The following is a 19779-nucleotide window of genomic DNA, read 5'->3' as shown; positions in this document are numbered from 1 at the left end:
CGCAGACCGTTCAAGGCAGAAAGCGCAAAATGAACGTCGTTATCGTTGAATCGGCCGCCAAGGCAAAGACGATCAATAAGTACTTGGGTGCCAACTATAAAGTCCTCGCGTCCTTCGGGCACGTGCGGGACCTGCCGTCCAAAGACGGTTCCGTCCTCCCGGACAAAGACTTCGAGATGACCTGGGAGATTGATAGCGGCTCCCAGAAGATTATTCGCGAAATCGCCGAGGCCGTGAAGAAGGCTGACAAGCTGATTCTGGCGACCGACCCTGATCGCGAAGGCGAGGCGATCTCCTGGCACCTGCTCGAGATCCTCGACCAGAAGAAGGCCCTTAAAAAGGGCCTCGAGATCGAACGCGTGGCTTTCAACGCGGTCACCAAACAGGCGATCATGGCGGCCATCGCCGCTCCCCGCCAGATCGACGAGCCGCTGGTCGACGCCTACTTGGCGCGCCGCGCCCTCGATTACCTCGTCGGCTTCACCCTCTCTCCCGTCCTCTGGCGGAAACTCCCCGGCGCCCGCTCGGCCGGCCGTGTGCAGTCCGTCGCACTCCGCCTCGTCTGCGACCGCGAGGCCGAGATCGAAGCCTTCAAGACCGACGAGTACTGGACCATTGAAGCCACGATGGCCACCAAGGCCGGCGAGGAATTCCCCGCCCGCCTCAATGCCATCGACCGCACGACGCTGAAGAAGCTCGACATCAAGGACGAGGCATCTGCCTTCGCCATCAAACGCGCCATCGAGAAGGGCGACTTCCGTGTCGTCTCCGTCGAGAGCAAGGACGTGAAGCGCAATCCCTATGCGCCGTTCGCGACCTCGACCCTCCAGATGGACGCGTCGCGTAAGCTCGGCTTCTCCGCCAAGCAGACCATGCAGGTTGCCCAGCGCCTCTACGAGGGCGTGGATGTCGGCGGAGAGACCGTCGGCCTCATCACCTACATGCGAACGGACGGCGTCACGATCGTCCCCGAAGGCATCAATGCCATTCGCGGGCTCATCGCGCGCGAGTATTCCCAGCGCTACGTCGCGCCCTTCGTCCGCGAGTACAAAACGAAAGCCAAGAACGCACAGGAAGCGCACGAAGCAATCCGCCCAACCGACGTCGCTCGTACCCCGCAGTCCGTCGCCCGCTACCTCGACAAGGACCAGGCCCGCCTCTACGACCTGATCTGGAAACGTGCGGTCGCGAGCCAGATGGCCTCTGCCGAGATGAAGCAAACGACCGCCGACATCGAGGTCAAGGGCCGCGACGGCAAGGTCTACACGATGCGCGCCACCGGTTCCGTCGTAACTTTCGACGGCTTCCTCAAAGTTTACGACGAAGGCCGCGACGACCGCGTACGCACGATCGAAAAAGGCAAAGACGACACCTCCGACGAAGACGATGCAGCACGCCGCCTGCCCGCACTCAATGAGGGCGATCAGGTGACCGACCGCACCATGGAGGCTGAACAGCACTTCACGCAGCCACCGCCGCGCTACTCCGAGGCCACGCTCGTCAAGAAGATGGAAGAGCTCGGCATCGGCCGCCCATCGACCTACGCCTCGACACTCGCCGTGCTGCAGGAGCGCGATTACGTCCGTATCGACAAGAAGCGCTTGATCCCCGAGGACAAGGGCCGGCTCGTCATCGCCTTCCTCGAGAGCTTCTTCGGCAAGTATGTCGAGTTCGATTTCACGGCTGCGCTCGAGGAGAAGCTCGACCTCATTTCGTCCGGCGAGATGGAGTACAAGGAAGTGCTGCGCGACTTCTGGCGCGACTTCACCGCCGCCATCGACGGCATCAAGGATCTGCGCGTTGGCGACGTGCTCGAAGCCTTGAACGAGATGCTGGGCCCGCACATCTTCCCGTCGAAAGAAGATGGATCGGATCCGCGCTTGTGCCCCAAGTGCGGCACGGGACGCCTCTCGCTCAAGATCTCGGGCAAGAACGGCGCCTTCATCGGCTGCGGCAACTACCCGGACTGCAAGTACACGCGCCAGCTCACGGGCGATGCCTCGGCAACGGGCGGCGACCGCGAACTTGGCTTCGATCCCGAGAGCGGCCTGCCCGTGCTCGTGAAGTCTGGCCGCTTCGGCCCCTACCTGCAGCTCGGCGAAGCTGAGGGCGACGAGAAGCCCAAGCGCTCCTCGATCCCCAAGGGCATCGACGCCGCCACCATCGACTTCGAAAAGGCGATGCAGCTCCTTTCGCTGCCGCGCGAGGTCGGCATTCACCCTGAGACGGGCACGCCGATCATGGCGGGCCTCGGCCGCTATGGCCCCTTCATCCAGCACGACGGCACCTATGCCAACGTGGAGAGCATCGAGGACGTCTTCACCATCGGCGTGAACCGCGCCGTGACACTTCTCGCTGAAAAGCGCGCTGGCAAGGCTGGACGCTTTGGCCGCGCGGCCGTCAAAACCGTCTTGAAGGATCTCGGCGAACATCCCGGCGGCGGCGGCAAGATCCAGGTGCTCGATGGCAAGTACGGACCCTACGTCAGCCACAACAAGGTCAACGCCACGGTCCCGAAGGGCACGAACCCCGAGACGCTGACGGTCGACGACGCCATCCGCTTGCTTCAAGAGCGCGTCGCCAAGGGCGGCGGCAAGAAAGCCGGAAGGAAGGCCCCCGCCAAGGCGGCGAAGTCTGCGAAGACGGCCACCGACGACGGCGACGCCAAGCCCGCCAAGGCGAAGGCGTCCACAAAGGCAAAGGCTAAGCCAAAGGCCACCAAGGGCAAGAAGAGCGCGGCCAAAGCCGACGCCGAAAGCTGATCTGAATGGCCAGGAAGCCGCCTCCGCGACGATCGGCGACGAAAGGAACCAAGGGTTTCCGCACCGCGCCGATGAAGCGGCGGCAGCGCGAGGATGCGCTTCCCTCGCGCGAGGACATCCTGAACTTTCTGCGCGAAAGCGAAGGCAAGGCCGGCAAGCGTGAGATCGCGCGCGCGTTCAACGTAAAAGGCGAGGCGCGCGTCGAACTGAAGCGTCTCCTGAACGAGATGGCGGACGAAGGCTCGCTCGCTGGCTCGAAAAAGGACTTGCGCGAGGTCGGCAAGTTGCCGCCGGTCACGGTTCTCGAAGTCACCGGCCGTGACAGCGACGGAGATTTGATCGCACGGCCCGCGGTCTGGAAATACGAGGACGGCGAGCCACCGGCCATCCTCGTCCTCACCCACCGTGCCCGCGCCGAGGAACGTGAAGGCGCCGCCATTGGCGTTGGGGACCGTATCCTTGCTCGCATCAACGAGCTTGAAGAAGCGGACGTCGAAGGGCTTCGCTACGAGGCGGAGCCCATCAAGATCCTGCCGCGCGACAAGCGCCGTCTGCTCGGCATTTACCGCGCGCGTGCGGCAGGCGGCGGCAGCATCGAACCCATAGACCGCCGCGAGCTGCGCGCTTGGCAAGTCCGCCAAGGTAATACGGGCAACGCGAAAGACGGCGACCTTGTCCGTTTCGACCTGTCCGCCAAGAACCGTCAGTCGATGTCCGAAGCGCGCGTCCTCGAAACGCTCGGCAATCCCGACGATCAGCGCAAGATCAGCCTCATTGCCGTCCACGCGCACGGCATCCCGGATGACTTCCCCGCCTCGGTCATTGCCGAGAGCGAAGCGCTGAAGCCCTTTTCTCCCGATGATCGCGTGGATCTTCGCGGGACGCCGCTCCTCACCATCGATCCGGTCGACGCACGAGACCACGACGACGCCGTCTACGCCGAGCCCGACACGGACCCGAAGAACCGCGGAGGCTATGTCGTCATCGTCGCCATCGCCGACGTCGCGCATTACGTTCGCTCCGGTACGCGCCTCGACAAGGAAGCGCAACTGCGCGGCAACTCGGTCTATTTCCCGGATCGTGTCGTGCCTATGCTGCCCGAGCGTATCTCGAACGATCTCTGCTCCCTGCGCGAGCTGGAAGACCGTCCTTGCCTTGCCGTCCGCATGATCTTCGATGCGCACGGCAAGAAGCGCCGGCATGAATTTCTGCGCGCCGTGATGAAGAGCGCCGCCAAGCTCAGCTACCAGGAAGCGCAGGCAGCGATCGATGGAAATGTCAGCGCCAAGTGTGCGCCGCTCATGGAACGCGCTCTACGGCCCCTCTGGCAGGCCTACGCAGCACTTTCGCGCGCACGTGACGAGCGCGGCCCGCTCGATCTCGACCTGCCCGAGCGCAAGATCCTGCTTGATGCGGAAGGCCGCGTCTCCCGCGTCGTCATTCCCGAACGCCTCGATGCGCACCGCCTGATCGAAGAGATGATGATCCAGGCCAACGTCGCAGCGGCGGAAACGTTGGAGCATGCAAAGACTCCCCTCGTCTATCGCATCCACGACGAGCCCTCGAAAGAGAAGCTGAAGGCGCTGCGCGATTTTCTCGAAACGCTCGACTTCAAACTGCCGGCGAGCACAGCTCTCAAGCCCGAAGCGTTCAATCGCATTCTGGAGCGGGCCAAGTCTCTTCCCGTCCCCGAGCTCGTGAACGAGGTGATCCTCCGCTCGCAAGCCCAGGCCGAATACAATCCGAGCAACATCGGTCATTTCGGATTGAACCTCGCAAAGTATGCGCACTTCACGTCGCCCATCCGCCGCTACGCGGACTTGCTCGTGCATCGCGCCCTTATCCGCGCCTTGCGCCTCGGATCGGATGGCCTGGGCGACAACGAGATCCCTCGCCTCGCCGACACCGCGAAGGAGATCTCTGATGCCGAGCGCCGCGCGATGGCCGCCGAGCGCGAAACCATCGACCGCCTCATCGCGGCGCACCTCGCGGACCGCATCGACGCAACCTTCGACGGCCGCATCGCCGGCGTCACGCGTTCGGGACTGTTCGTGAAACTCAAGGAGACCGGAGCAGACGGCTTCGTGCCGGTTTCGACTCTGGGCCAGGATTTCTTCACGCACGTCGAGGAGGCGCACGCCCTCGTCGGCAATCGCTCGGGCGAAACATTCCAGCTCGGCGATCCTGTCACCGTGCGGCTGGTCGAAGTCATCCCGAGCGCCGGCGCCATTCGCTTCGAGGTCCTGACCTCTGGTAAAAAGGGGACGATGAGCCATCTCAAAGGGGCACGCCGCTTCCGCAACCGTCCCGGCCGCGGCAGGCGGAGATAATGCCGCGTTGAGAGCACCCGGATGCCCCCTATTTTAGCGGGCGTCACAGGAAGGTTCCCATGATTGAATTCGACGCCCCAGTTGAAGCGCTGCCCAAACGCGACATCAAGGCCGCCATGTTCCGAGGCTGGCGCCAGAAGTGCCCGGCATGCGGCGAAGGTCCGCTCTATTGGAAGTACCTCAAGGTCTCCGACACCTGCCCGTCGTGCGGCGAGGAACTGCATCACCAACGCGCCGACGACGCCCCGCCCTACTTCACGATGGTCATCGTCTGTCACGTCATCATCGCCGGTGTGCTGCTGCTCGAGAAGACATTCGCCCCACCGACCTGGGTGCACCTTGTCCTTTGGCTCCCGTTGACCGTCCTCATGTCTCTTTGGCTTCTGCCGCGCGTGAAAGGCTCGCTCGTCGGCCTGCAGTGGGCTCTGCGCATGCACGGCTTCGGCGGCAAGACTGACGACTTCGATCCAACCGCTCCTCCCCACCCCCACTGATGTTGCGAGACAGCGCGTGACGAACAAGCCGACATCGAGTCCCGATGCCGCCGCGCTTGCGGGACGGGCGAAAGCTGCGCCCACGCTCCGCCGGCCGCGCGACGCAGCCACACTCGTCATCGTCGATCGCACGTCCCCCACGCCGCGCGTTCTCATGGGGCGGCGCCGCCCCGAGCAAGTCTTTCTCCCCAACACGTTTGTCTTTCCCGGCGGCCGTGTCGAACCGGCCGATCGCGCCGCAGCGCGCCGCCACGCGCTTTCCGCGGCTGATCTCGAAGCGCTCAAGGTCGAAATGCGCGGACGCCGTTCCGACACACGCGCCGCGGCGTTGGCCCTGGCTGCCGTGCGGGAGACGTACGAGGAAACGGGCATCATCGTCGGAGCCGCGCACGCAACCGCGCCGCCTCCGCTCGCATCCGCCTGGGACGCGTTTCATGCCGAAGGCTACCAGCCGTGTCTCGACAAGCTCACCTTCTTTGCACGCGCGATCACCCCGCCCGGCCGGCCGCGCCGTTATGACACCCGCTTCTTCATCGTCGACGCAGACGAGGTCTGCCACCGCGTCGAGCGCACAGATGGAGAACTGCTCGATATCGACTGGTACCCGCTGGACCGCGCGCGCGCACTTAAGCTTCCGTCAATCACGAGGCTCGTCATCGAGGACGTGGCGCAATTCATTGATCGCCAGGGAGATAACGAAGGTCCGTGCGATGTGCCTTTTTACTATCATCGCCACGGGAGGCAGGAGCGCGCAGTACTGCGCCGTTAGTCCGGCTTGACAGCTGAGGCGCGCTCAGTATGTTGCCCAATCCGAATTCGAGAATTATTCCACTTCGAGGTCCGAAGACCAATGGCCAAGCAAATCGTCCAGAAGATCAAGCTGCTCTCGACCGCGGGCACCGGCTTCTTCTATGTCACCAAGAAGAACCCGCGCACGTCGACCGAGAAGCTCGTTTTCAAGCGCTATGACCCGGTCGTGCGTAAGCACGTCGAGTTCAAAGAGACCAAGATCAAGTAGGCGCGCGGCCGCCCTTATGCGGCGGCCCAAATAAGCCACGGAGATCGTGGCCCGCTTCCAGATTATGCGCGTGGAAGCAAACCAATCGCGACAGCTCTGAATGAAGAGCCCTCAACCAGGGTCCGTAACCGGCTCGGCAGCGGGGTAAGCATTCCGAGTTAGTCACGGACCCTGGCCTAGTAACCAGATGGGGTCAAAGAGGGCGTTGACGTTCCACCTGGTGTCGTAGCGGATCAGGAACGGTAAATTCTAGGAGGTAACTCCAACCGTCGCAGACCCCACTACGATTCCCCGCTCCCGTCAGGAGATGCGGCGGACCCAACGGGGTGCGGGAACCGAACTGACCCAAAACACGTCGGCGAGGAAGCGCCGGGCAGCCGAACGATTTCCGGACAGAATAATTTTTGTGAACTTCCCCTCCACTGACGATGAGACTGACAGAACACCTCGGCGATTGCAAGTTTAGAGCTTGACCATTGCGTGGCGAACACGCAGGCATTCGATTCGAAGTTAACGGCAGAACGCCGCACCGCCACACAACTTAATGTGCAAGCGCACAACGGCGCATCGCCCAAACCGCGATCCGATAATCCGCCGACAGATCGTGTGTTTTTTATGATGTTAGCGGAACGGCTTCGCCTCGCCGCTCCTAGGCCGCATCGGCCACGACTTGGTTCCGGCCCTGCCGTTTTGCAGCATAAAGCGCATTGTCGGCGCGCTTGAAAAGAGCCTCGGAGGTATCGCCTTCACCCTCCCAGGTTGCAAGACCAACGCTCGCTGTAACCCAGATTTCTTTGTCAGAAGCGATCTTGAAGGGCTGAGATGCGACACACTCACGCACCCGTTCGCCGACCTGCCGGGCTAAGGGCTTGTCCGTATCCGGCATGATGATCAGGAATTCTTCCCCGCCAAGACGGCAGGCGAGATCCACGCCACGCGTATAGCGGCGGAAGCGATCGGAGAACTCCTTGAGCACAAGATCTCCGGCGTCGTGCCCGTAAGTATCGTTGACCAGCTTGAAATGGTCGATATCGGCAATCAGCACCGAAAGCGAACGCCCGCTCCGCAACGCATCCGCGATGAGCGTCTTCAAATGCCGCTCCATATAGCGCCTGTTGTGCAGCCCCGTCAGCGGATCCGTGATCGACATCTCGACGCTCTCGCGGATCTGGTTCCGGAGATAATCGGAGAACCGCTTGCGCTTGATCTGCGTTTTCACCCGCGCGAGCAGTTCATGGCGATCGACCGGACGCATCAGATAGTCGTTCACACCCATGTCGAGCCCGCGCAAGAGGCGTGCCTCGTCGCCCGGATCGACCATGATCAGGATGGGAATGTGACGCGAACGATCAAGAGAACGAACCTGCGAGCAAAGCCTGAGGCCGTCGGAATGCTGCAGATTGAGCGCAACAACGACGAGATCGAACGGCTGCGCCGCAAGGTGCTGCAGCGCCAGCTGCGGATCGGATTCGATGTAGGCCTCGTGCTCTTTCATGAGCGCCGACATCACGCGCGACGAAGATCGCGGATGGTCGTCAACGACCAGTACGCGCCCTGGCCGGTCCGCCAGAATGCGCGCGAGCGAATCTTCGTCGGCAAGGCCCATCTGCCGGCTCGTCGTGACACGCATCAGCATTTCGTCATTGAGCATCTTCAGACGCGCAAGACTTTTGACGCGCGTCACGAGCGCGATGTCGTCGACAGGCTTGGTGAGAAAATCGTCGGCCCCGCAATCGAGGCCCTGAATCTTGTCGGAAACCTGATCAAGCGCCGTCACCATGACGACCGGAATGTGCAGCGTCTGCGCGGAGGCTTTGAGGCGCCGGCAAACTTCGAAGCCATCGATGCCCGGCATCATGACATCGAGAAGGACGACATCGACACGTTCGCGCTGGCAGATCTCAAGCGCCGCCATTCCATTCGAAGCCGTGAGGACCTCGAAATACTCAGCTTCGAGGCGCGCCTGCAGAAGCTTGATGTTGGCCAGTATGTCGTCGACAACAAGAACTCGAGCAGTCATGATAAAAAACTCACACAACACCGAACTCACAACTCGCCGCGCGCGCGTGGTTCAGGCATCCCCCGCAAAGCGCCGCACGGTGTCGAGAAACACCGCAACAGAAATAGGCTTGGAAACATAAGCCTCACATCCTCCCGACCGGATGCGCTCTTCGTCCCCCTTCATGGCGAAAGCGGTCACCGCAACGACGGGAATGTCGCGCAGTTCCTCATCTTCCTTGAGCCACTTGGTCACCTCGAGCCCGGAAACCTCCGGAAGCTGAATGTCCATCAGGATGAGATCCGGCCGGTGCACGCGCGCAAGCGTCAAGGCATCGAGCCCATTGCGCGTCTGCACTGTGAGGTATCCGTAGGCATCCAAGAGATCATGGAAGAGCTTCATATTGAGCTCGTTGTCTTCCACGATCAGCACGGTTTTCGCCGCGCGGGCGGTGCCCTTCGGTTGGCCCTCGACGGCCATTCTCGTCTCCTGATAGGTCATCGTCGAAGGGTCTTCACATTGTTCCGCCCTTACCTGCACCGATTCTGCGGGCCATATAGAGGGCAGTGTGCACCGCTTAGCTTAAGCAACTGTTGAAACGTGCGCATTCACGGCCCAACGTGGCCCAAATGCCGGATGCGCCAGGGAAAAGGGAATGAAACGGGATGGCGAAAAAAGCCACGAAACCGACTGCCGAAAGCGCAGCGACCCTGGCCCTTGCGGGCCTCGCATTCCTGGCTGAGGACGGCCCCCGGCTAGGCCGCTTCCTCGCCCTGACCGGCATTGGACCCGACGAGTTGCGCGCGGCTGCCGACGCGCCAGAAACCCTCCTCGCTGTCCTCGATCATCTGCTCGGAGACGAATCCCTGCTCCTTGTATTTACAGCATCTAACGGCATAGCACCGGAAACCGTCGTTCCCGCGCGCGAGATCCTGGCCCGCCAACTCGGCGCAGAGGCCGCCTTTGACTAGGCTTGTCGCAACCGAGCGCCGCCTCCGAATGGGCATCGACCTGGGCGGCACAAAAATCGAAGGCCGCGTCCTCGACCACAACGGCGACGAAATCGCCCGCATGCGCATTCTCGCGCCCCAAGGACACTACGGCGACACCTTGGCCGCGCTGACCGACATCATCCAAGCCCTCGAGAAAGAAGTCGGAGGCGATGCCACCGTCGGCATTGGCATGCCGGGCTCGCTCTCCCCCACGACCGGCCTTGTTCGCAACGCAAATTCGACCTGGCTCAATGGCCAGCCCCTCCGCGAGGATCTTGAACGCGCCCTCAAGCGCCAAGTGCGCATGGCGAACGATGCGAACTGCTTTGCACTTTCGGAAGCCGTCGACGGCGCTGCGGCCGGTGCCCGCTCGGTTTTCGGTATCATCATCGGGACGGGATGCGGCGGCGGCATCGTCATAGATGGCCATGTCCTCGAGGGTGCCCGCGGCATCGGAGGCGAATGGGGCCACAACCCTCTGCCTTGGTCGGATGCCGAGGAGCATCCGGGACCCATCTGTTGGTGCGGCCGGGCAGGCTGCATGGAGATGTGGGCGTCAGGAACCGGCCTCTCCGCCGACTACAAGCGGAGAACCGGAGACCTCGTATCCGGCCACGAGATCGTCTCCCGCGCCCAATTGGGCGATCCGACCGCCCAGCTGAGCCTCGACCGCCACGCCTCCCGCCTCGCGCGCGGCCTCGCGCACGTGGTCAACATCATCGATCCGGAAGTCATCGTGCTCGGTGGGGGGCTCTCGAAGCTTCCGCACCTCTACGAGGTCCTCCCGAAGCTCGCGGCACCCTACGTCTTTTCAGATGTCGTGGAACTGACCATCAGGCCGCCCAAATGGGGCGACGCAAGCGGCGTACGCGGCGCCGCTTGGCTCTGGAACGATTGACGACGGAGAAGGGCCTAGGGCGAAGGAACCTTGCAAGGCGAGGCTTCGAAGTACGTCAGCTCCTTGAGCTCACCTTTGATCGAGAAGTCGCCATGGTTGATCGTGAGGCTGCTGGTGACGCCGTTCTCGTGGAAGCGGTACGACATCTCATAGAGCGGAATGGTATCGCCTTGAGCCTGTGCGGCCGGGAAATAGCTGACCGACACCGGCCACGACGGCACGCGATCAAGATCGGCGCTGCCTTTCGCCAGTGAAATCACGGCGCCGCCGCCCGGCTTGGTCTGGCGCCCGATGGCCGTCGACGTCGAATAGACTTTGTCGCCGCTCTCAGAGCCGTCGAACAGATCCGCGGCGAAGATCGTGCGCCCAGCGCGAGCAGCCTGGATGATCGCCATCGAATGCTGGATCGGGAAATAGATGTCACCCGAAAGGGGCACCTGCCGCCTTGTCGGCTTCCCCAAGTCGACCGAGACAGCTCCGTTCGGCTGCGTCCGCTTGGCGACGCCTTGCGTTTGATCGGCGGCGATATCGTTCTGATAGGTACTCGTGCTGAAACGCAGCCGCAGTGCCGGCACTTCCTCCCAGCTCGAGGTCCTGAGATCGGTGGTCTGGATCTCGCCTTCCTGATTGAGGGTCTGCGTCACGAACCGCATGCTCTGCGCATACCCTTCGCAAGCATTGCCGCTGAGCTCGTACACGATGCGCCCATTCACTCCGGCAACGCCCGAGCCCGATTTAGCGCTTTCGAGCGAGAGATCGTAAATGGCCCGATGCGGGGCGAACACGACCTCCTTGAGAGCCGGTGCAGCCTGCACGGATGGGACCAGCCGGACGCCCGCGGCCAAGGATGCGGCGCCGATAGCCAAAGCTCCAAGAGCGAATGCCATCGCCTTGAAGTTGCCGATCCGGAGTTGGGTCCAATCACGCATTCTGCTCATCCTGCTTCCATCGCCGCACGGGTCACGATAGCGAACCTGGAATCTAGGGTACTGCCGGCCCATTGCAAAGTCCGATCGAGCCGTTAACAAGGAACCCTGTCCATTCTGCGGCTACCAGCCCATAAGGAAAAGCGGCTGCACAACAACCGACCGGAGAGTTAAACCATGAGCGGCACCATCGAAGCCCGTTTGACCGAGCTTGGCATCACGCTTCCCTCAGCCCCGAACCCGGTCGCCAATTACGTTCCTTACGCAATCCATGGCAACCAACTGTTCATTTCCGGCCAGATCTCCAAAGCAGCGGATGGATCGATTGTAACCGGCACGCTCGGCCGTGATGTCACCGTCGAAGCCGGACAGGCCGCGGCCCGCCTCTGTGCACTGAATATCCTCGCCCAGGCCAAGGCCGCGCTCGGCAGCCTCGACCGCGTCGGGCAGGTCTTGCGTCTCACCGGCTTCGTCAGTGCTACGCCCGAGTTCGGCGATCACCCCAAGGTCGTCAACGGCGCGTCCGATCTGATGGTCGAGGTGCTCGGCGACAAGGGACGCCATACGCGCGCCGCCGTCGGCGTTTCGAGTTTGCCGATGAACTCCGCCGTCGAAGTCGACGCCATCATCGCGATCGCGGGATAACGCAAGATCGAGCGTTGCAGCAAGCGCCCGGCACCAAATGGCGCTAAGGTGTCTTGAGCGATTCAAGAACGCTCGGGACACCTCAGCGCATGCTCGACCGAACGACCTTCCTGCGCCCCATCGCGCACCGCGGCCTGCACGACGCGGCCAGGGGCATTATCGAGAACACGGCTCCCGCGTTCGAAGCCGCCATTGCCAAAGGCTACGGCATCGAATGCGACCTGCAGCCGGCCGCTGACGGCACCCCGCTCGTTTTCCATGATCTCGAACTCGGACGCCTGACGACTGGCAGCGGATTGATCACCGGGCTTCAGCCGGGCTGTGCGGCGAAGCTGCCGTTCAGAGGCACGGACCTCACCGGCATCCTCTCCTTTGCGGACCTGCTCGCGCTGATCGGCGGACGTGTCCCACTGCTCGCCGAGATCAAGAGCGAGTGGAACGAACCCAACCCGGCCTTCATGGTCAAGATCTCCAACCTCGCGACTGCCTACGCCGGCCCGCTCGCATTGATGTCTTTCGATCCTGCCGTGATGGCAACGATCCGCCGTCTCGCGCCCGGCGTTCCGCGCGGCATCGTCACCGGTTCCTATCGCTATCCGGACGGCACGCCATGGTATCCGGACCAACTCTCGGACGCGCGCCGCGACGCACTGGCCAATCTCAAAGAGAGCGGCCCAGCCGACCCGTATTTCTATGCGTACGACGTCCGCGCCCTGCCCTCGCCCGTCGCACAACGCATCCGCGACGACTTACGGCTTCCGCTCTTCACCTGGACCGTCCGCACCGAAGCCCAGCGCGAAACCGCCCGCCTCCACGCCGACGCTCAGATATTCGAGGGATATGAGGCTTAGGCACGCAGGTTCTCTACGATCGCGAGACAGCCCGAAGGGCTAGGGCCGCAAGGCGGCCCGGCGCGAGCGCCGCCCCCGCGGAGGGCCAGGCCGGCGCAGCGCGACGGCCGAACAAGCCCGTGAGCGAACTACCGATCGATCTCGCCAAATACGATGTCGAGCGAGCCGAGGATCGCCGACACGTCTGCCAGCATGTGACCGCGATTGAGGAAGTCCATGGCGGCGAGATGCGGGAAGCCCGGCGCGCGGATCTTGCAGCGGTACGGTTTGTTCGAGCCGTCGGCCACGAGGTACACGCCGAACTCACCCTTCGGCGCTTCCACCGCCGCGTAGACCTCGCCGGCCGGAACATGGAAGCCTTCGGTGTAGAGCTTGAAGTGATTGATCAGCGCTTCCATCGAGCGCTTCATCTCGCCGCGCCGCGGCGGCACCACGCGCGGGTTCGCAGCCGTCACCGGTCCGCCACCGTCTGCGCTCTTAAGCTTCTCGCAGCACTGTTTCATGATCTTCACGGATTCGCGCATCTCGAGCATGCGGATCAGATAGCGATCGTAGCAGTCGCCGTTCTTGCCGATCGGAATGTCGAAATCCATCTCCGAGTAGCATTCATAAGGCTGCGATTTGCGCAGGTCCCACGCCGCGCCGGAGCCGCGCACCATCACGCCCGAAAAGCCCCACGCGAAGGCGTCTTCCAGGCTGACAACGCCAATGTCGACGTTGCGCTGCTTGAAGATGCGGTTCTCCGTCAAAAGGGCTTCGATGTCGTCGAGCACCTTGGGGAACGTCTCGCACCACGCCTGGATGTCGTCGATCAGCTCCGGCGGTAGGTCCTGATGCACGCCGCCGATGCGGAAATACTTGGCGTGCATGCGCGAGCCCGAAGCGCGCTCGTAGAACACCATGAGCTTCTCGCGCTCATCGAAGCCCCACAACGGCGGCGTCAGCGCGCCGACGTCCATGGCCTGCGTCGTGACGTTGAGGAGATGCGACAGGTGCCGCCCGATCTCCGAATAAAGAACGCGAATGAGCTGCGCGCGCCGAGGCACCGTGATGCCGAGCAGCCGCTCCGCCGCAAGGCAGAATGCGTGCTCCTGGTTCATCGGCGCCACGTAATCGAGCCGGTCGAAATAGCCGATGGCCTGCAGATACGTCTTGGCCTCGATCAGCTTTTCGGTTCCCCGATGCAAAAGGCCAACGTGCGGGTCGACGCGTTCCACAACCTCGCCGTCGAGTTCCAGCACGAGCCGGAGCACGCCGTGCGCCGCAGGATGCTGCGGGCCGAAGTTGATGTTGAAGGGGCGGATCTCGGTTTCAGCCATAGCGCTCACTCGGTCTTGTCGGAGCTGTCCAAATACGTCGCAGTCGATTCCGCTCCCGTAAGCCTTTCGGTCTCGTTGGCGAAATCATAGTACGGCGGCTTGTCGTCGATGAATATTTCGCGGGTGAACGTCAGCCCCGCTTGATCGTCGAGCGATCCCGCCGTGAAGGTGTAGCGATCTTTTCCGGCCGTCTTCCAGAACAGGATCGAGCCGCACTTCGTGCAGAACCCGCGTTCTCCCCACTCGGAGGAACGGAACACGCCGATCGCATCGGCGCCCGTGAACACCGGGTTGTCATCCACGTGGATGTAGAGAAGCGGGCCTCCGGTCCAGCGGCGGCACATGCCGCAGTGGCAAGCGTTGACATCGTGCGATGTCGCCGTCGCCTTGTAGGTGACGGCACCGCAAAGGCACTGTCCGGAGACGTTGAAAGGCTCAGCCATTCTGCTCAGCCTCTCCAGCCTTGGCGAAAGCCGCGAACACCTCCGCGCCCGTCAGCTTCGGCGTGTCGTTGGCGAAGTCGTAGTAGGCCGGCTTCTCGTCGATGAAGATCTGCGACGTGAGCGAAAAGCCGCTCTGGTCGTCGAGCGCATTGGCGGAGAAAGAATAGTGCTCCGTTCCGAGCAAGTGATAGAAGAGCGAGCTTCCGCAGACTTTGCAGAAACCGCGCTCCGCCCATTCGGATGACTTGTAGGCACCGATGTTCTCGGCTCCGGTGAAGGTCACGGGCCCATTGTGAGACAGCCCAATGTAGGGTCCGGCAGACCAACGGCGGCACATGGAGCAATGACAAGCATCGACGTCGCGTGTGCTGACATCAGCGGCGAACGTAACCGCGCCACAGAGACATTTGCCGGTGACTGTGTTGCCCGCCGCGCCCATCGCTCTACGCCTCTGCTCCGCAACTCTTGATCGGCTCCGCCCCGGCGCGCTTGGCCTTTTCGTTCACGCGGCCAATGAACCGCTGCCACGGCACGATCATGCGCTCATGCGTTCCCGCGCCGATTACCTCGACGCCGTCGTGCGCCGTGACCTTGAACATGACGCGCCGGCCGTTCACACTCGTGCACTCCGCGTCCACCGTCACCACTTGACCCGGCACAGTCGCCGCGCTGTGGGACACGTTGATGTGGATGCCGAGCGAACCCTCCCCCGGATCCAAATGCGGCTTGAGCGCTTCGAGGCAGCACCACTCCATCAGGCCCACCATGAACCCCGTCGCAAACACGTCGGGCATGACCTGGAAGTCGGACGACTCGGGATACAGATGCGGCACCGTCTTGGTTGCCGGCACCTTGAATTCGAGACGCGCGCGATCTCCGGCCTTTAGGCTCTCCCTCATGTCGTCTCCCGGAGCGCACCGATCGCGATGTAGCTGAGGCTCACCGTATAGAAGCTAAGGATCGACTCTCCGCCCGCGACGCCCTGATCGAACTGCTTCTCGACCTTCGCAAAGGGATAGACCGCGTCCTGATTGGGGAATTGAATCGCGAGACGGCCCTCGTCGTCCTGCGTCCATTGTCCGCCGGTCTCGGCGATGATCGCTTCACCCAGGTAGCTGCCGATCACGGAGACGAGGCCGCTCGGCACACCGCTCTCCGCATAGCGTTCGCGCGCGCGCTCAACGAAGCCCTCGACCCAGGCAACAGAGTCGGCGTCATACCCGATCTGCTTCTCCGCCGCCTCGCGGAATTCCTCGATCGCAAACGCCGCATTGGCACGGATTTTTTCGAGGCGCTCGTTGTCCAGCGGCGTCATGACCGGCTGGCCTTCTCGTCGCCGGGAAGAACGTAGTTCGGGCCTTCCCAGGGGCTCTCGAAATCGAACGACCGGAACTCCTGCACGAGCTTCACCGGCTCATAAACGACGCGCTTCGCCTGATCGTCGTACCGCACCTCGACGTACCCCGTGAGTGGGAAGTCCTTGCGGAGCGGATAGCCCTGGAAGCCGTAGTCCGTCAGCAGGCGCCTGAGATCCGGATGACCGGAGAACAGGATGCCGAACATGTCGTAGGCCTCCCGCTCATACCAGTCGGCCGCCGGAAAGACGCTGATAACGCTCGGCACCGGCGTTTCCTCATCGGTGTGCAGCTTCACGCGCACCCGCTGGTTGAGACGCGGGGAGAGCAGGTGATAGACGACATCGAAGCGCGCCACGCGCGCGGGCCAGTCGACCCCGCAAATATCCAGCAGAACCTCAAACTGGCAGCCCTTGTCGTCGCGCAGGAACTTGAGCACCTCGACGATGCTCGCCACATCGGTCGTGAGAGTCAGTTCGCCGTGCGCGATCTTGCGGTCGAAGACCGCCGCGCCGAGCTTCGAGGTGATGTGGGCTTCAAGGTCGGTCAGCATGTCAGTCCCCGGGGCGCTAGACAGTAAGGCAATAGGGCAGCAGCCCGCTGCCCACCCTCTGACGGCCTATCTCTCAATTGTTCCCGTGCGCCGGATCTTCCGCTGCAGCAGCAGCACGCCGTAGACCAGCGCTTCCGCCGTCGGCGGGCAGCCGGGCACGTAAACATCGACGGGCACGATGCGATCGCAGCCGCGCACCACCGCATAGGAGTAGTGATAGTAGCCACCGCCGTTGGCACAGCTTCCCATGGAGATGACGTAGCGCGGCTCCGGCATCTGGTCGTAGACCTTGCGCAGCGCGGGTGCCATCTTGTTGGTCAGCGTTCCGGCGACGATCATGACGTCCGACTGACGCGGCGAAGCGCGCGGCGCAAAGCCGAAGCGCTCGAGATCGTAACGCGGCATCGACGCCTGCATCATCTCGACTGCACAACACGCGAGCCCGAACGTCATCCACATGAGCGACCCGGTGCGCGCCCAGTTGATGAGCTCGTCGGTCGACGTAACCAGGAAGCCCTTGTCACCGAGCTCGTTCGACAAGTCGGTGAAGAACGGATCGCCCGGCTTCACCAGCGTGCCCGACGAGCCACCGGCGCCTTCCTTGGCTTTGTCGAAGCTGAACTCGGGCGGAACGATCAATCCCATTCGAGGGCTCCCATCTTCCACTCATAGATGAATCCCACCGTGAGCACGCCCAGGAAGATCATCATCGACCAGAAGCCGACAATGCCAACGTCACCGAACGCAACGGCCCAGGGAAAGAGGAATGCGATCTCGAGGTCGAAAATGATGAAGAGGATGGACACGAGGTAGAAGCGCACATCGAACTTCATGCGCGCATCGTCGAACGCGTTGAACCCGCATTCGTAGGCTGAAACCTTCTCCGGATCGGGATTGCGGTACGCGACCAGGAACGGAGCGACCATCAACGCCACACCGATGAAAAGGGCAACGCCGATGAACACGGCCAGCGGCAGATAGTCGGTCAGCAGATCGGTCATGCAGTCCTGTCCTTCCGGAGCCCGCACTCACGGCCGACGAGGAAGCCTCGCCGTGACATCGCCGTCGGTAGCGGCCTACCGCGACGCAAAATCGCTTCCGTGGTGTTAACCCATCCGACCGCAGCCATGCAACAGCCTGAGAGCGCAAATACAGCCCTTTAGCGACCGGCGGTTTGCGGAAACACAAAATGCAATGTCGAGCGGACGCCTCAGGCTTGAACGGGGCCTAGATCGACCGCACTTCCGCCTGTTCGAGGTGCACGAGCTGCGCGTGAATAACGGACGGCAGCCGCTTCTGCACCTGCAGCTCCCGCCTGAGCCGGCACGCCAGTCGCATCGACGCCGGAGCATCCGAAAGAGGCCCTTGAAGCCCGCCGCCGATCACAGCGGCTTCGATGCGCCGCCTTAGGCTGTGAGGATCTGAATGTCTGACTGCCATGACCGCCACGTCTCCGATGGGATAGTGTTCTTTCCATCGAACGCGCTAGCGGTCAGCGCGTTCCCGCGCCGCCAACCGGCAAAAAGCGGCACAACGGAGAAAAGTTTGGGGACTGTGGAACAGAATGTGTCGGCCAGCGTTGTTGGACTGGCGCGTCGCGAAAGCGGCGCTAACCGTTAGGGGCATCGGCTGCTGCATCGGCCGGTGCCCCATTGGTTTTTTGGGGGGCTCGATAGCACTAGAGAGGGCATACATCACCCTCATACGGCAGCGGCATACACCGATGCGCTATCCGCGCGACACCTTCTAACCAAAAGAATTTGGGAAAAAGTGGCGCGAGAGACGGGACTTGAACCCGCGGCCTCCGCCGTGACAGGGCGGCGCTCTAACCAACTGAGCTACTCCCGCAATCCGCATCGGAGCCGAAATCGGACCGACGCAAAAGCGAAGCGACGAGATACGTGTTCGCGGCGACTAAGTCAAGCGATGCCGAAACTCATTTTAGCGCCGTTTTCGACGCAGCCGCCAGCCCCTATTCCGGCCCCTCGTGATCTCGGGGCAAGTGAGCCTTAACAAACGCCACCCGTTCCGTGACCGGTGCCCGGGGAAGCTCCAGAAGCTCGTATCCGAGCCTTGAATAGGTCCCCACCATGGCGCGATAGGTTGCTTCAGCCTCTGCGGGCGACTGCTTCCGCTCCGTATCGCGGGTGAAGATTTCCGGCCACGGCGGCGCAATGAAAACCGGGGAGCGGTATCGATAGTGCTCCGCAGCTCGCAACACATGCGGCGGGACCGGCAAGCCGCACAAGTCGAGATACCCCACGACATCCGGAACCCCGCGATCGAACAACGCCAACCCGGTCCCGGCTTCGGCCTCCTGATACGAGCGCAGGTCCCAGCTCAGCATCAGATCGGCAAAGGCACGGCGATCCGCCCACGGGAGCGCCGTGCCGCCGATAACAACCTGTTGCTGAATGATCACGCGCCCACCTTCAGGCATCGCCGTGAACCCCTCAGCGCGCAATGCGTCAATGAGAGTGCTCTTGCCGGAGCCCGGACCGCCCGTAATGACGATGAAACGATCGGCGGCTTTCACGCCTTCATCAAAGCTCAAGCCGGAGGTATGCGACGCATGTCATGCCGGAGGCATGCGGCGCATAAAGTCACGCTTCCCGATCTCCAACCCGTTGTGCCGGAGAATTCCGTAAGCCGTCGCACAGTGGAAGTAGAAGTTGGGCAGCGCAAAGTGCAGCAGGTATTCGCGGCCGGTGAAGGTCAGCTCGCGCGGACCGGCTTTGATCTTCACCTCGCGATCCGCAGCGGCTTCCATCGGCTCCGCCTTGGCGGATGCCAGAACCGCGAGCGTCTCGGCAATACGCTTCTTGAGATCGGCGAACGTCTTCTCGCTGTCATCGTGCACAGGCGGCGTAAGGCCAGCGAGGCGGCCAACCGAGAGCTTCGCGAAATCACAAGCCGACTGTACCTGTTTCTTGAACGTGTACATGTCGGGATAAAGCCGCGCCATCAGCAACGCATCGGGATCGATTTTCTTCGCTTCGGTGTAGGCCTGGGCCTTATCGAGGATGGCGTCGAGCGCCTCCAGGTGCTTCGTGAAGCTCGGCACCGCAATCTCGTACATCGTGATCGACATGTTTCCTCCCAACCGTTCGTTGGCTTGAACGCGCTCCGCAGGCCATGGCAACCGCCATGCTCGCCTGGAGGGCCGCAGCCATCAACAGTGCAATACGTTGAAT

General features: G+C 62.5%; 23 protein-coding genes and 1 tRNA gene. 9 read left to right on the top strand and 15 right to left on the bottom strand.

The features are described from left to right. Positions 1 to 29: 29 nt before the first annotated feature. The 5 genes from topA to rpmG all read left to right on the top strand — a co-directional run bounded on the left by topA (position 30) and on the right by rpmG (position 6604). Positions 30 to 2762 (top strand): type I DNA topoisomerase, encoded by a 2733-nt coding sequence (gene topA, locus VHO05_RS15975; RefSeq protein WP_329647611.1) that lies wholly within the window; start codon positions 30 to 32, stop codon positions 2760 to 2762. A 5-nt stretch (positions 2763 to 2767) separates the two neighbouring features. Further along, entirely contained in the window at positions 2768 to 5092 is a 2325-nt protein-coding gene (gene rnr / locus VHO05_RS15970; RefSeq protein ID WP_329647610.1) for a ribonuclease R, read from the top strand. Between the two features lie 59 nt (positions 5093 to 5151). Continuing rightward, positions 5152 to 5586, top strand: coding sequence for a DUF983 domain-containing protein (locus VHO05_RS15965; RefSeq protein WP_329647609.1), 435 nt, complete (start codon positions 5152 to 5154; stop codon positions 5584 to 5586). Positions 5587 to 5602: 16 nt separating this feature from the next. Next, a complete protein-coding gene (locus tag VHO05_RS15960) occupies positions 5603 to 6355 on the top strand; it encodes an NUDIX hydrolase (protein ID WP_329647608.1) in 753 nt (250 codons plus the stop codon). Between the two features lie 81 nt (positions 6356 to 6436). Then, positions 6437 to 6604, top strand: coding sequence for a 50S ribosomal protein L33 (rpmG, locus tag VHO05_RS15955; protein ID WP_329647607.1), 168 nt, complete (start codon positions 6437 to 6439; stop codon positions 6602 to 6604). Positions 6605 to 7253: 649 nt separating this feature from the next. On the opposite strand, the gene VHO05_RS15950 is transcribed toward rpmG, so the two are convergent. Both VHO05_RS15950 and VHO05_RS15945 read right to left on the bottom strand, forming a co-directional pair. Continuing rightward, positions 7254 to 8624, bottom strand: a complete 1371-nt coding sequence (locus VHO05_RS15950; protein WP_329647606.1) for a PleD family two-component system response regulator — start codon at positions 8622 to 8624, stop codon at positions 7254 to 7256. A 51-nt stretch (positions 8625 to 8675) separates the two neighbouring features. Further along, a complete protein-coding gene (locus tag VHO05_RS15945; RefSeq protein ID WP_329647605.1) occupies positions 8676 to 9083 on the bottom strand; it encodes a response regulator in 408 nt (135 codons plus the stop codon). Positions 9084 to 9268: 185 nt separating this feature from the next. Between VHO05_RS15945 and VHO05_RS15940 the strand changes: the two genes are divergently transcribed. Beyond that, positions 9269 to 9574 carry a DUF3572 domain-containing protein gene (locus VHO05_RS15940; RefSeq protein ID WP_329647604.1) on the top strand — a complete coding sequence of 102 codons (306 nt, stop codon included), beginning with the start codon at positions 9269 to 9271 and terminating at the stop codon, positions 9572 to 9574. A gap of 28 nt (positions 9575 to 9602) precedes the next feature. Then, positions 9603 to 10493, top strand: a complete 891-nt coding sequence (locus VHO05_RS15935) for an ROK family protein (RefSeq protein WP_329647603.1) — start codon at positions 9603 to 9605, stop codon at positions 10491 to 10493. Between the two features lie 14 nt (positions 10494 to 10507). Here the strand turns inward: VHO05_RS15935 and VHO05_RS15930 are convergent, their stop codons facing one another. Then, positions 10508 to 11422 carry a cell envelope integrity EipB family protein gene (locus VHO05_RS15930; RefSeq protein ID WP_329647602.1) on the bottom strand — a complete coding sequence of 305 codons (915 nt, stop codon included), beginning with the start codon at positions 11420 to 11422 and terminating at the stop codon, positions 10508 to 10510. 174 nt (positions 11423 to 11596) lie between these two features. Between VHO05_RS15930 and VHO05_RS15925 the strand changes: the two genes are divergently transcribed. Both VHO05_RS15925 and VHO05_RS15920 read left to right on the top strand, forming a co-directional pair. Beyond that, on the top strand, positions 11597 to 12064 hold the full coding sequence (locus VHO05_RS15925; protein ID WP_329647601.1) for a RidA family protein: 468 nt from the start codon (positions 11597 to 11599) through the stop codon (positions 12062 to 12064). An 89-nt stretch (positions 12065 to 12153) separates the two neighbouring features. Then, complete coding sequence (locus tag VHO05_RS15920; RefSeq protein ID WP_329647600.1) at positions 12154 to 12915, top strand: glycerophosphodiester phosphodiesterase family protein; 762 nt, start codon at positions 12154 to 12156, stop codon at positions 12913 to 12915. Positions 12916 to 13043: 128 nt separating this feature from the next. Here the strand turns inward: VHO05_RS15920 and VHO05_RS15915 are convergent, their stop codons facing one another. The 12 genes from VHO05_RS15915 to VHO05_RS15860 all read right to left on the bottom strand — a co-directional run bounded on the left by VHO05_RS15915 (position 13044) and on the right by VHO05_RS15860 (position 19676). Continuing rightward, positions 13044 to 14234 carry an NADH-quinone oxidoreductase subunit D gene (locus VHO05_RS15915; protein ID WP_329647599.1) on the bottom strand — a complete coding sequence of 397 codons (1191 nt, stop codon included), beginning with the start codon at positions 14232 to 14234 and terminating at the stop codon, positions 13044 to 13046. A 5-nt stretch (positions 14235 to 14239) separates the two neighbouring features. Continuing rightward, a complete protein-coding gene (locus tag VHO05_RS15910) occupies positions 14240 to 14677 on the bottom strand; it encodes a GFA family protein (protein WP_329647598.1) in 438 nt (145 codons plus the stop codon). Next, the gene (locus VHO05_RS15905) at positions 14670 to 15116 is read right to left on the bottom strand and encodes a GFA family protein (protein ID WP_329647597.1); all 447 of its coding nucleotides are present in this window, start codon (positions 15114 to 15116) and stop codon (positions 14670 to 14672) included. Before VHO05_RS15905 ends, VHO05_RS15910 begins: the two co-directional genes overlap by 8 nt. 4 nt (positions 15117 to 15120) lie before the next feature. Beyond that, positions 15121 to 15576, bottom strand: a complete 456-nt coding sequence (locus VHO05_RS15900; RefSeq protein ID WP_329647596.1) for a thioesterase family protein — start codon at positions 15574 to 15576, stop codon at positions 15121 to 15123. Beyond that, entirely contained in the window at positions 15573 to 15992 is a 420-nt protein-coding gene (locus VHO05_RS15895; RefSeq protein ID WP_329647595.1) for a hypothetical protein, read from the bottom strand. The genes VHO05_RS15900 and VHO05_RS15895 overlap by 4 nt, the downstream gene beginning before the upstream one ends. Next, the gene (locus VHO05_RS15890) at positions 15989 to 16585 is read right to left on the bottom strand and encodes an NADH-quinone oxidoreductase subunit C (RefSeq protein ID WP_329647594.1); all 597 of its coding nucleotides are present in this window, start codon (positions 16583 to 16585) and stop codon (positions 15989 to 15991) included. The genes VHO05_RS15895 and VHO05_RS15890 overlap by 4 nt, the downstream gene beginning before the upstream one ends. Positions 16586 to 16651: 66 nt before the next feature. Then, entirely contained in the window at positions 16652 to 17230 is a 579-nt protein-coding gene (locus VHO05_RS15885) for an NADH-quinone oxidoreductase subunit B family protein (protein WP_329647593.1), read from the bottom strand. Further along, on the bottom strand, positions 17221 to 17586 hold the full coding sequence (locus tag VHO05_RS15880) for an NADH-quinone oxidoreductase subunit A (RefSeq protein WP_329647592.1): 366 nt from the start codon (positions 17584 to 17586) through the stop codon (positions 17221 to 17223). The genes VHO05_RS15885 and VHO05_RS15880 overlap by 10 nt, the downstream gene beginning before the upstream one ends. A 226-nt stretch (positions 17587 to 17812) precedes the next feature. Further along, positions 17813 to 18025 (bottom strand): hypothetical protein, encoded by a 213-nt coding sequence (locus tag VHO05_RS15875; RefSeq protein ID WP_329647591.1) that lies wholly within the window; start codon positions 18023 to 18025, stop codon positions 17813 to 17815. A gap of 331 nt (positions 18026 to 18356) precedes the next feature. Next, positions 18357 to 18433, bottom strand: a tRNA-Asp gene (locus VHO05_RS15870). A gap of 124 nt (positions 18434 to 18557) precedes the next feature. Further along, the gene (locus VHO05_RS15865) at positions 18558 to 19121 is read right to left on the bottom strand and encodes an AAA family ATPase (RefSeq protein WP_329647590.1); all 564 of its coding nucleotides are present in this window, start codon (positions 19119 to 19121) and stop codon (positions 18558 to 18560) included. Positions 19122 to 19160: 39 nt separating this feature from the next. Further along, a complete protein-coding gene (locus VHO05_RS15860) occupies positions 19161 to 19676 on the bottom strand; it encodes a DUF1993 domain-containing protein (RefSeq protein ID WP_329647589.1) in 516 nt (171 codons plus the stop codon). Positions 19677 to 19779 lie beyond the last annotated feature (103 nt).

It is taken from the genome of Hyphomicrobium sp. (genome assembly GCF_036262015.1).
GTDB lineage: Bacteria > Pseudomonadota > Alphaproteobacteria > Rhizobiales > Hyphomicrobiaceae > Hyphomicrobium_C.
This window is presented reverse-complemented; position numbering and strand designations above follow the sequence as displayed.

Excerpts from the sequence above, each read along its gene's own strand:
- topA (WP_329647611.1), top strand. The coding sequence starts at position 30 with ATGAACGTCGTTATCGTTGAATCGGCCGCCAAGGCAAAGACGATCAAT.
- rnr (WP_329647610.1), top strand. The coding sequence starts at position 2,768 with ATGGCCAGGAAGCCGCCTCCGCGACGATCGGCGACGAAAGGAACCAAG.
- VHO05_RS15965 (WP_329647609.1), top strand. The coding sequence starts at position 5,152 with ATGATTGAATTCGACGCCCCAGTTGAAGCGCTGCCCAAACGCGACATC.
- rpmG (WP_329647607.1), top strand. The coding sequence starts at position 6,437 with ATGGCCAAGCAAATCGTCCAGAAGATCAAGCTGCTCTCGACCGCGGGC.
- VHO05_RS15950 (WP_329647606.1), bottom strand. The coding sequence starts at position 8,624 with ATGACTGCTCGAGTTCTTGTTGTCGACGACATACTGGCCAACATCAAG.
- VHO05_RS15945 (WP_329647605.1), bottom strand. The coding sequence starts at position 9,083 with ATGGCCGTCGAGGGCCAACCGAAGGGCACCGCCCGCGCGGCGAAAACC.
- VHO05_RS15940 (WP_329647604.1), top strand. The coding sequence starts at position 9,269 with ATGGCGAAAAAAGCCACGAAACCGACTGCCGAAAGCGCAGCGACCCTG.
- VHO05_RS15935 (WP_329647603.1), top strand. The coding sequence starts at position 9,603 with ATGGGCATCGACCTGGGCGGCACAAAAATCGAAGGCCGCGTCCTCGAC.
- VHO05_RS15930 (WP_329647602.1), bottom strand. The coding sequence starts at position 11,422 with ATGCGTGATTGGACCCAACTCCGGATCGGCAACTTCAAGGCGATGGCA.
- VHO05_RS15925 (WP_329647601.1), top strand. The coding sequence starts at position 11,597 with ATGAGCGGCACCATCGAAGCCCGTTTGACCGAGCTTGGCATCACGCTT.
- VHO05_RS15920 (WP_329647600.1), top strand. The coding sequence starts at position 12,154 with ATGCTCGACCGAACGACCTTCCTGCGCCCCATCGCGCACCGCGGCCTG.
- VHO05_RS15915 (WP_329647599.1), bottom strand. The coding sequence starts at position 14,234 with ATGGCTGAAACCGAGATCCGCCCCTTCAACATCAACTTCGGCCCGCAG.
- VHO05_RS15910 (WP_329647598.1), bottom strand. The coding sequence starts at position 14,677 with ATGGCTGAGCCTTTCAACGTCTCCGGACAGTGCCTTTGCGGTGCCGTC.
- VHO05_RS15905 (WP_329647597.1), bottom strand. The coding sequence starts at position 15,116 with ATGGGCGCGGCGGGCAACACAGTCACCGGCAAATGTCTCTGTGGCGCG.
- VHO05_RS15900 (WP_329647596.1), bottom strand. The coding sequence starts at position 15,576 with ATGAGGGAGAGCCTAAAGGCCGGAGATCGCGCGCGTCTCGAATTCAAG.
- VHO05_RS15895 (WP_329647595.1), bottom strand. The coding sequence starts at position 15,992 with ATGACGCCGCTGGACAACGAGCGCCTCGAAAAAATCCGTGCCAATGCG.
- VHO05_RS15890 (WP_329647594.1), bottom strand. The coding sequence starts at position 16,585 with ATGCTGACCGACCTTGAAGCCCACATCACCTCGAAGCTCGGCGCGGCG.
- VHO05_RS15885 (WP_329647593.1), bottom strand. The coding sequence starts at position 17,230 with ATGGGATTGATCGTTCCGCCCGAGTTCAGCTTCGACAAAGCCAAGGAA.
- VHO05_RS15880 (WP_329647592.1), bottom strand. The coding sequence starts at position 17,586 with ATGACCGATCTGCTGACCGACTATCTGCCGCTGGCCGTGTTCATCGGC.
- VHO05_RS15875 (WP_329647591.1), bottom strand. The coding sequence starts at position 18,025 with ATGGCAGTCAGACATTCAGATCCTCACAGCCTAAGGCGGCGCATCGAA.
- VHO05_RS15860 (WP_329647589.1), bottom strand. The coding sequence starts at position 19,676 with ATGTCGATCACGATGTACGAGATTGCGGTGCCGAGCTTCACGAAGCAC.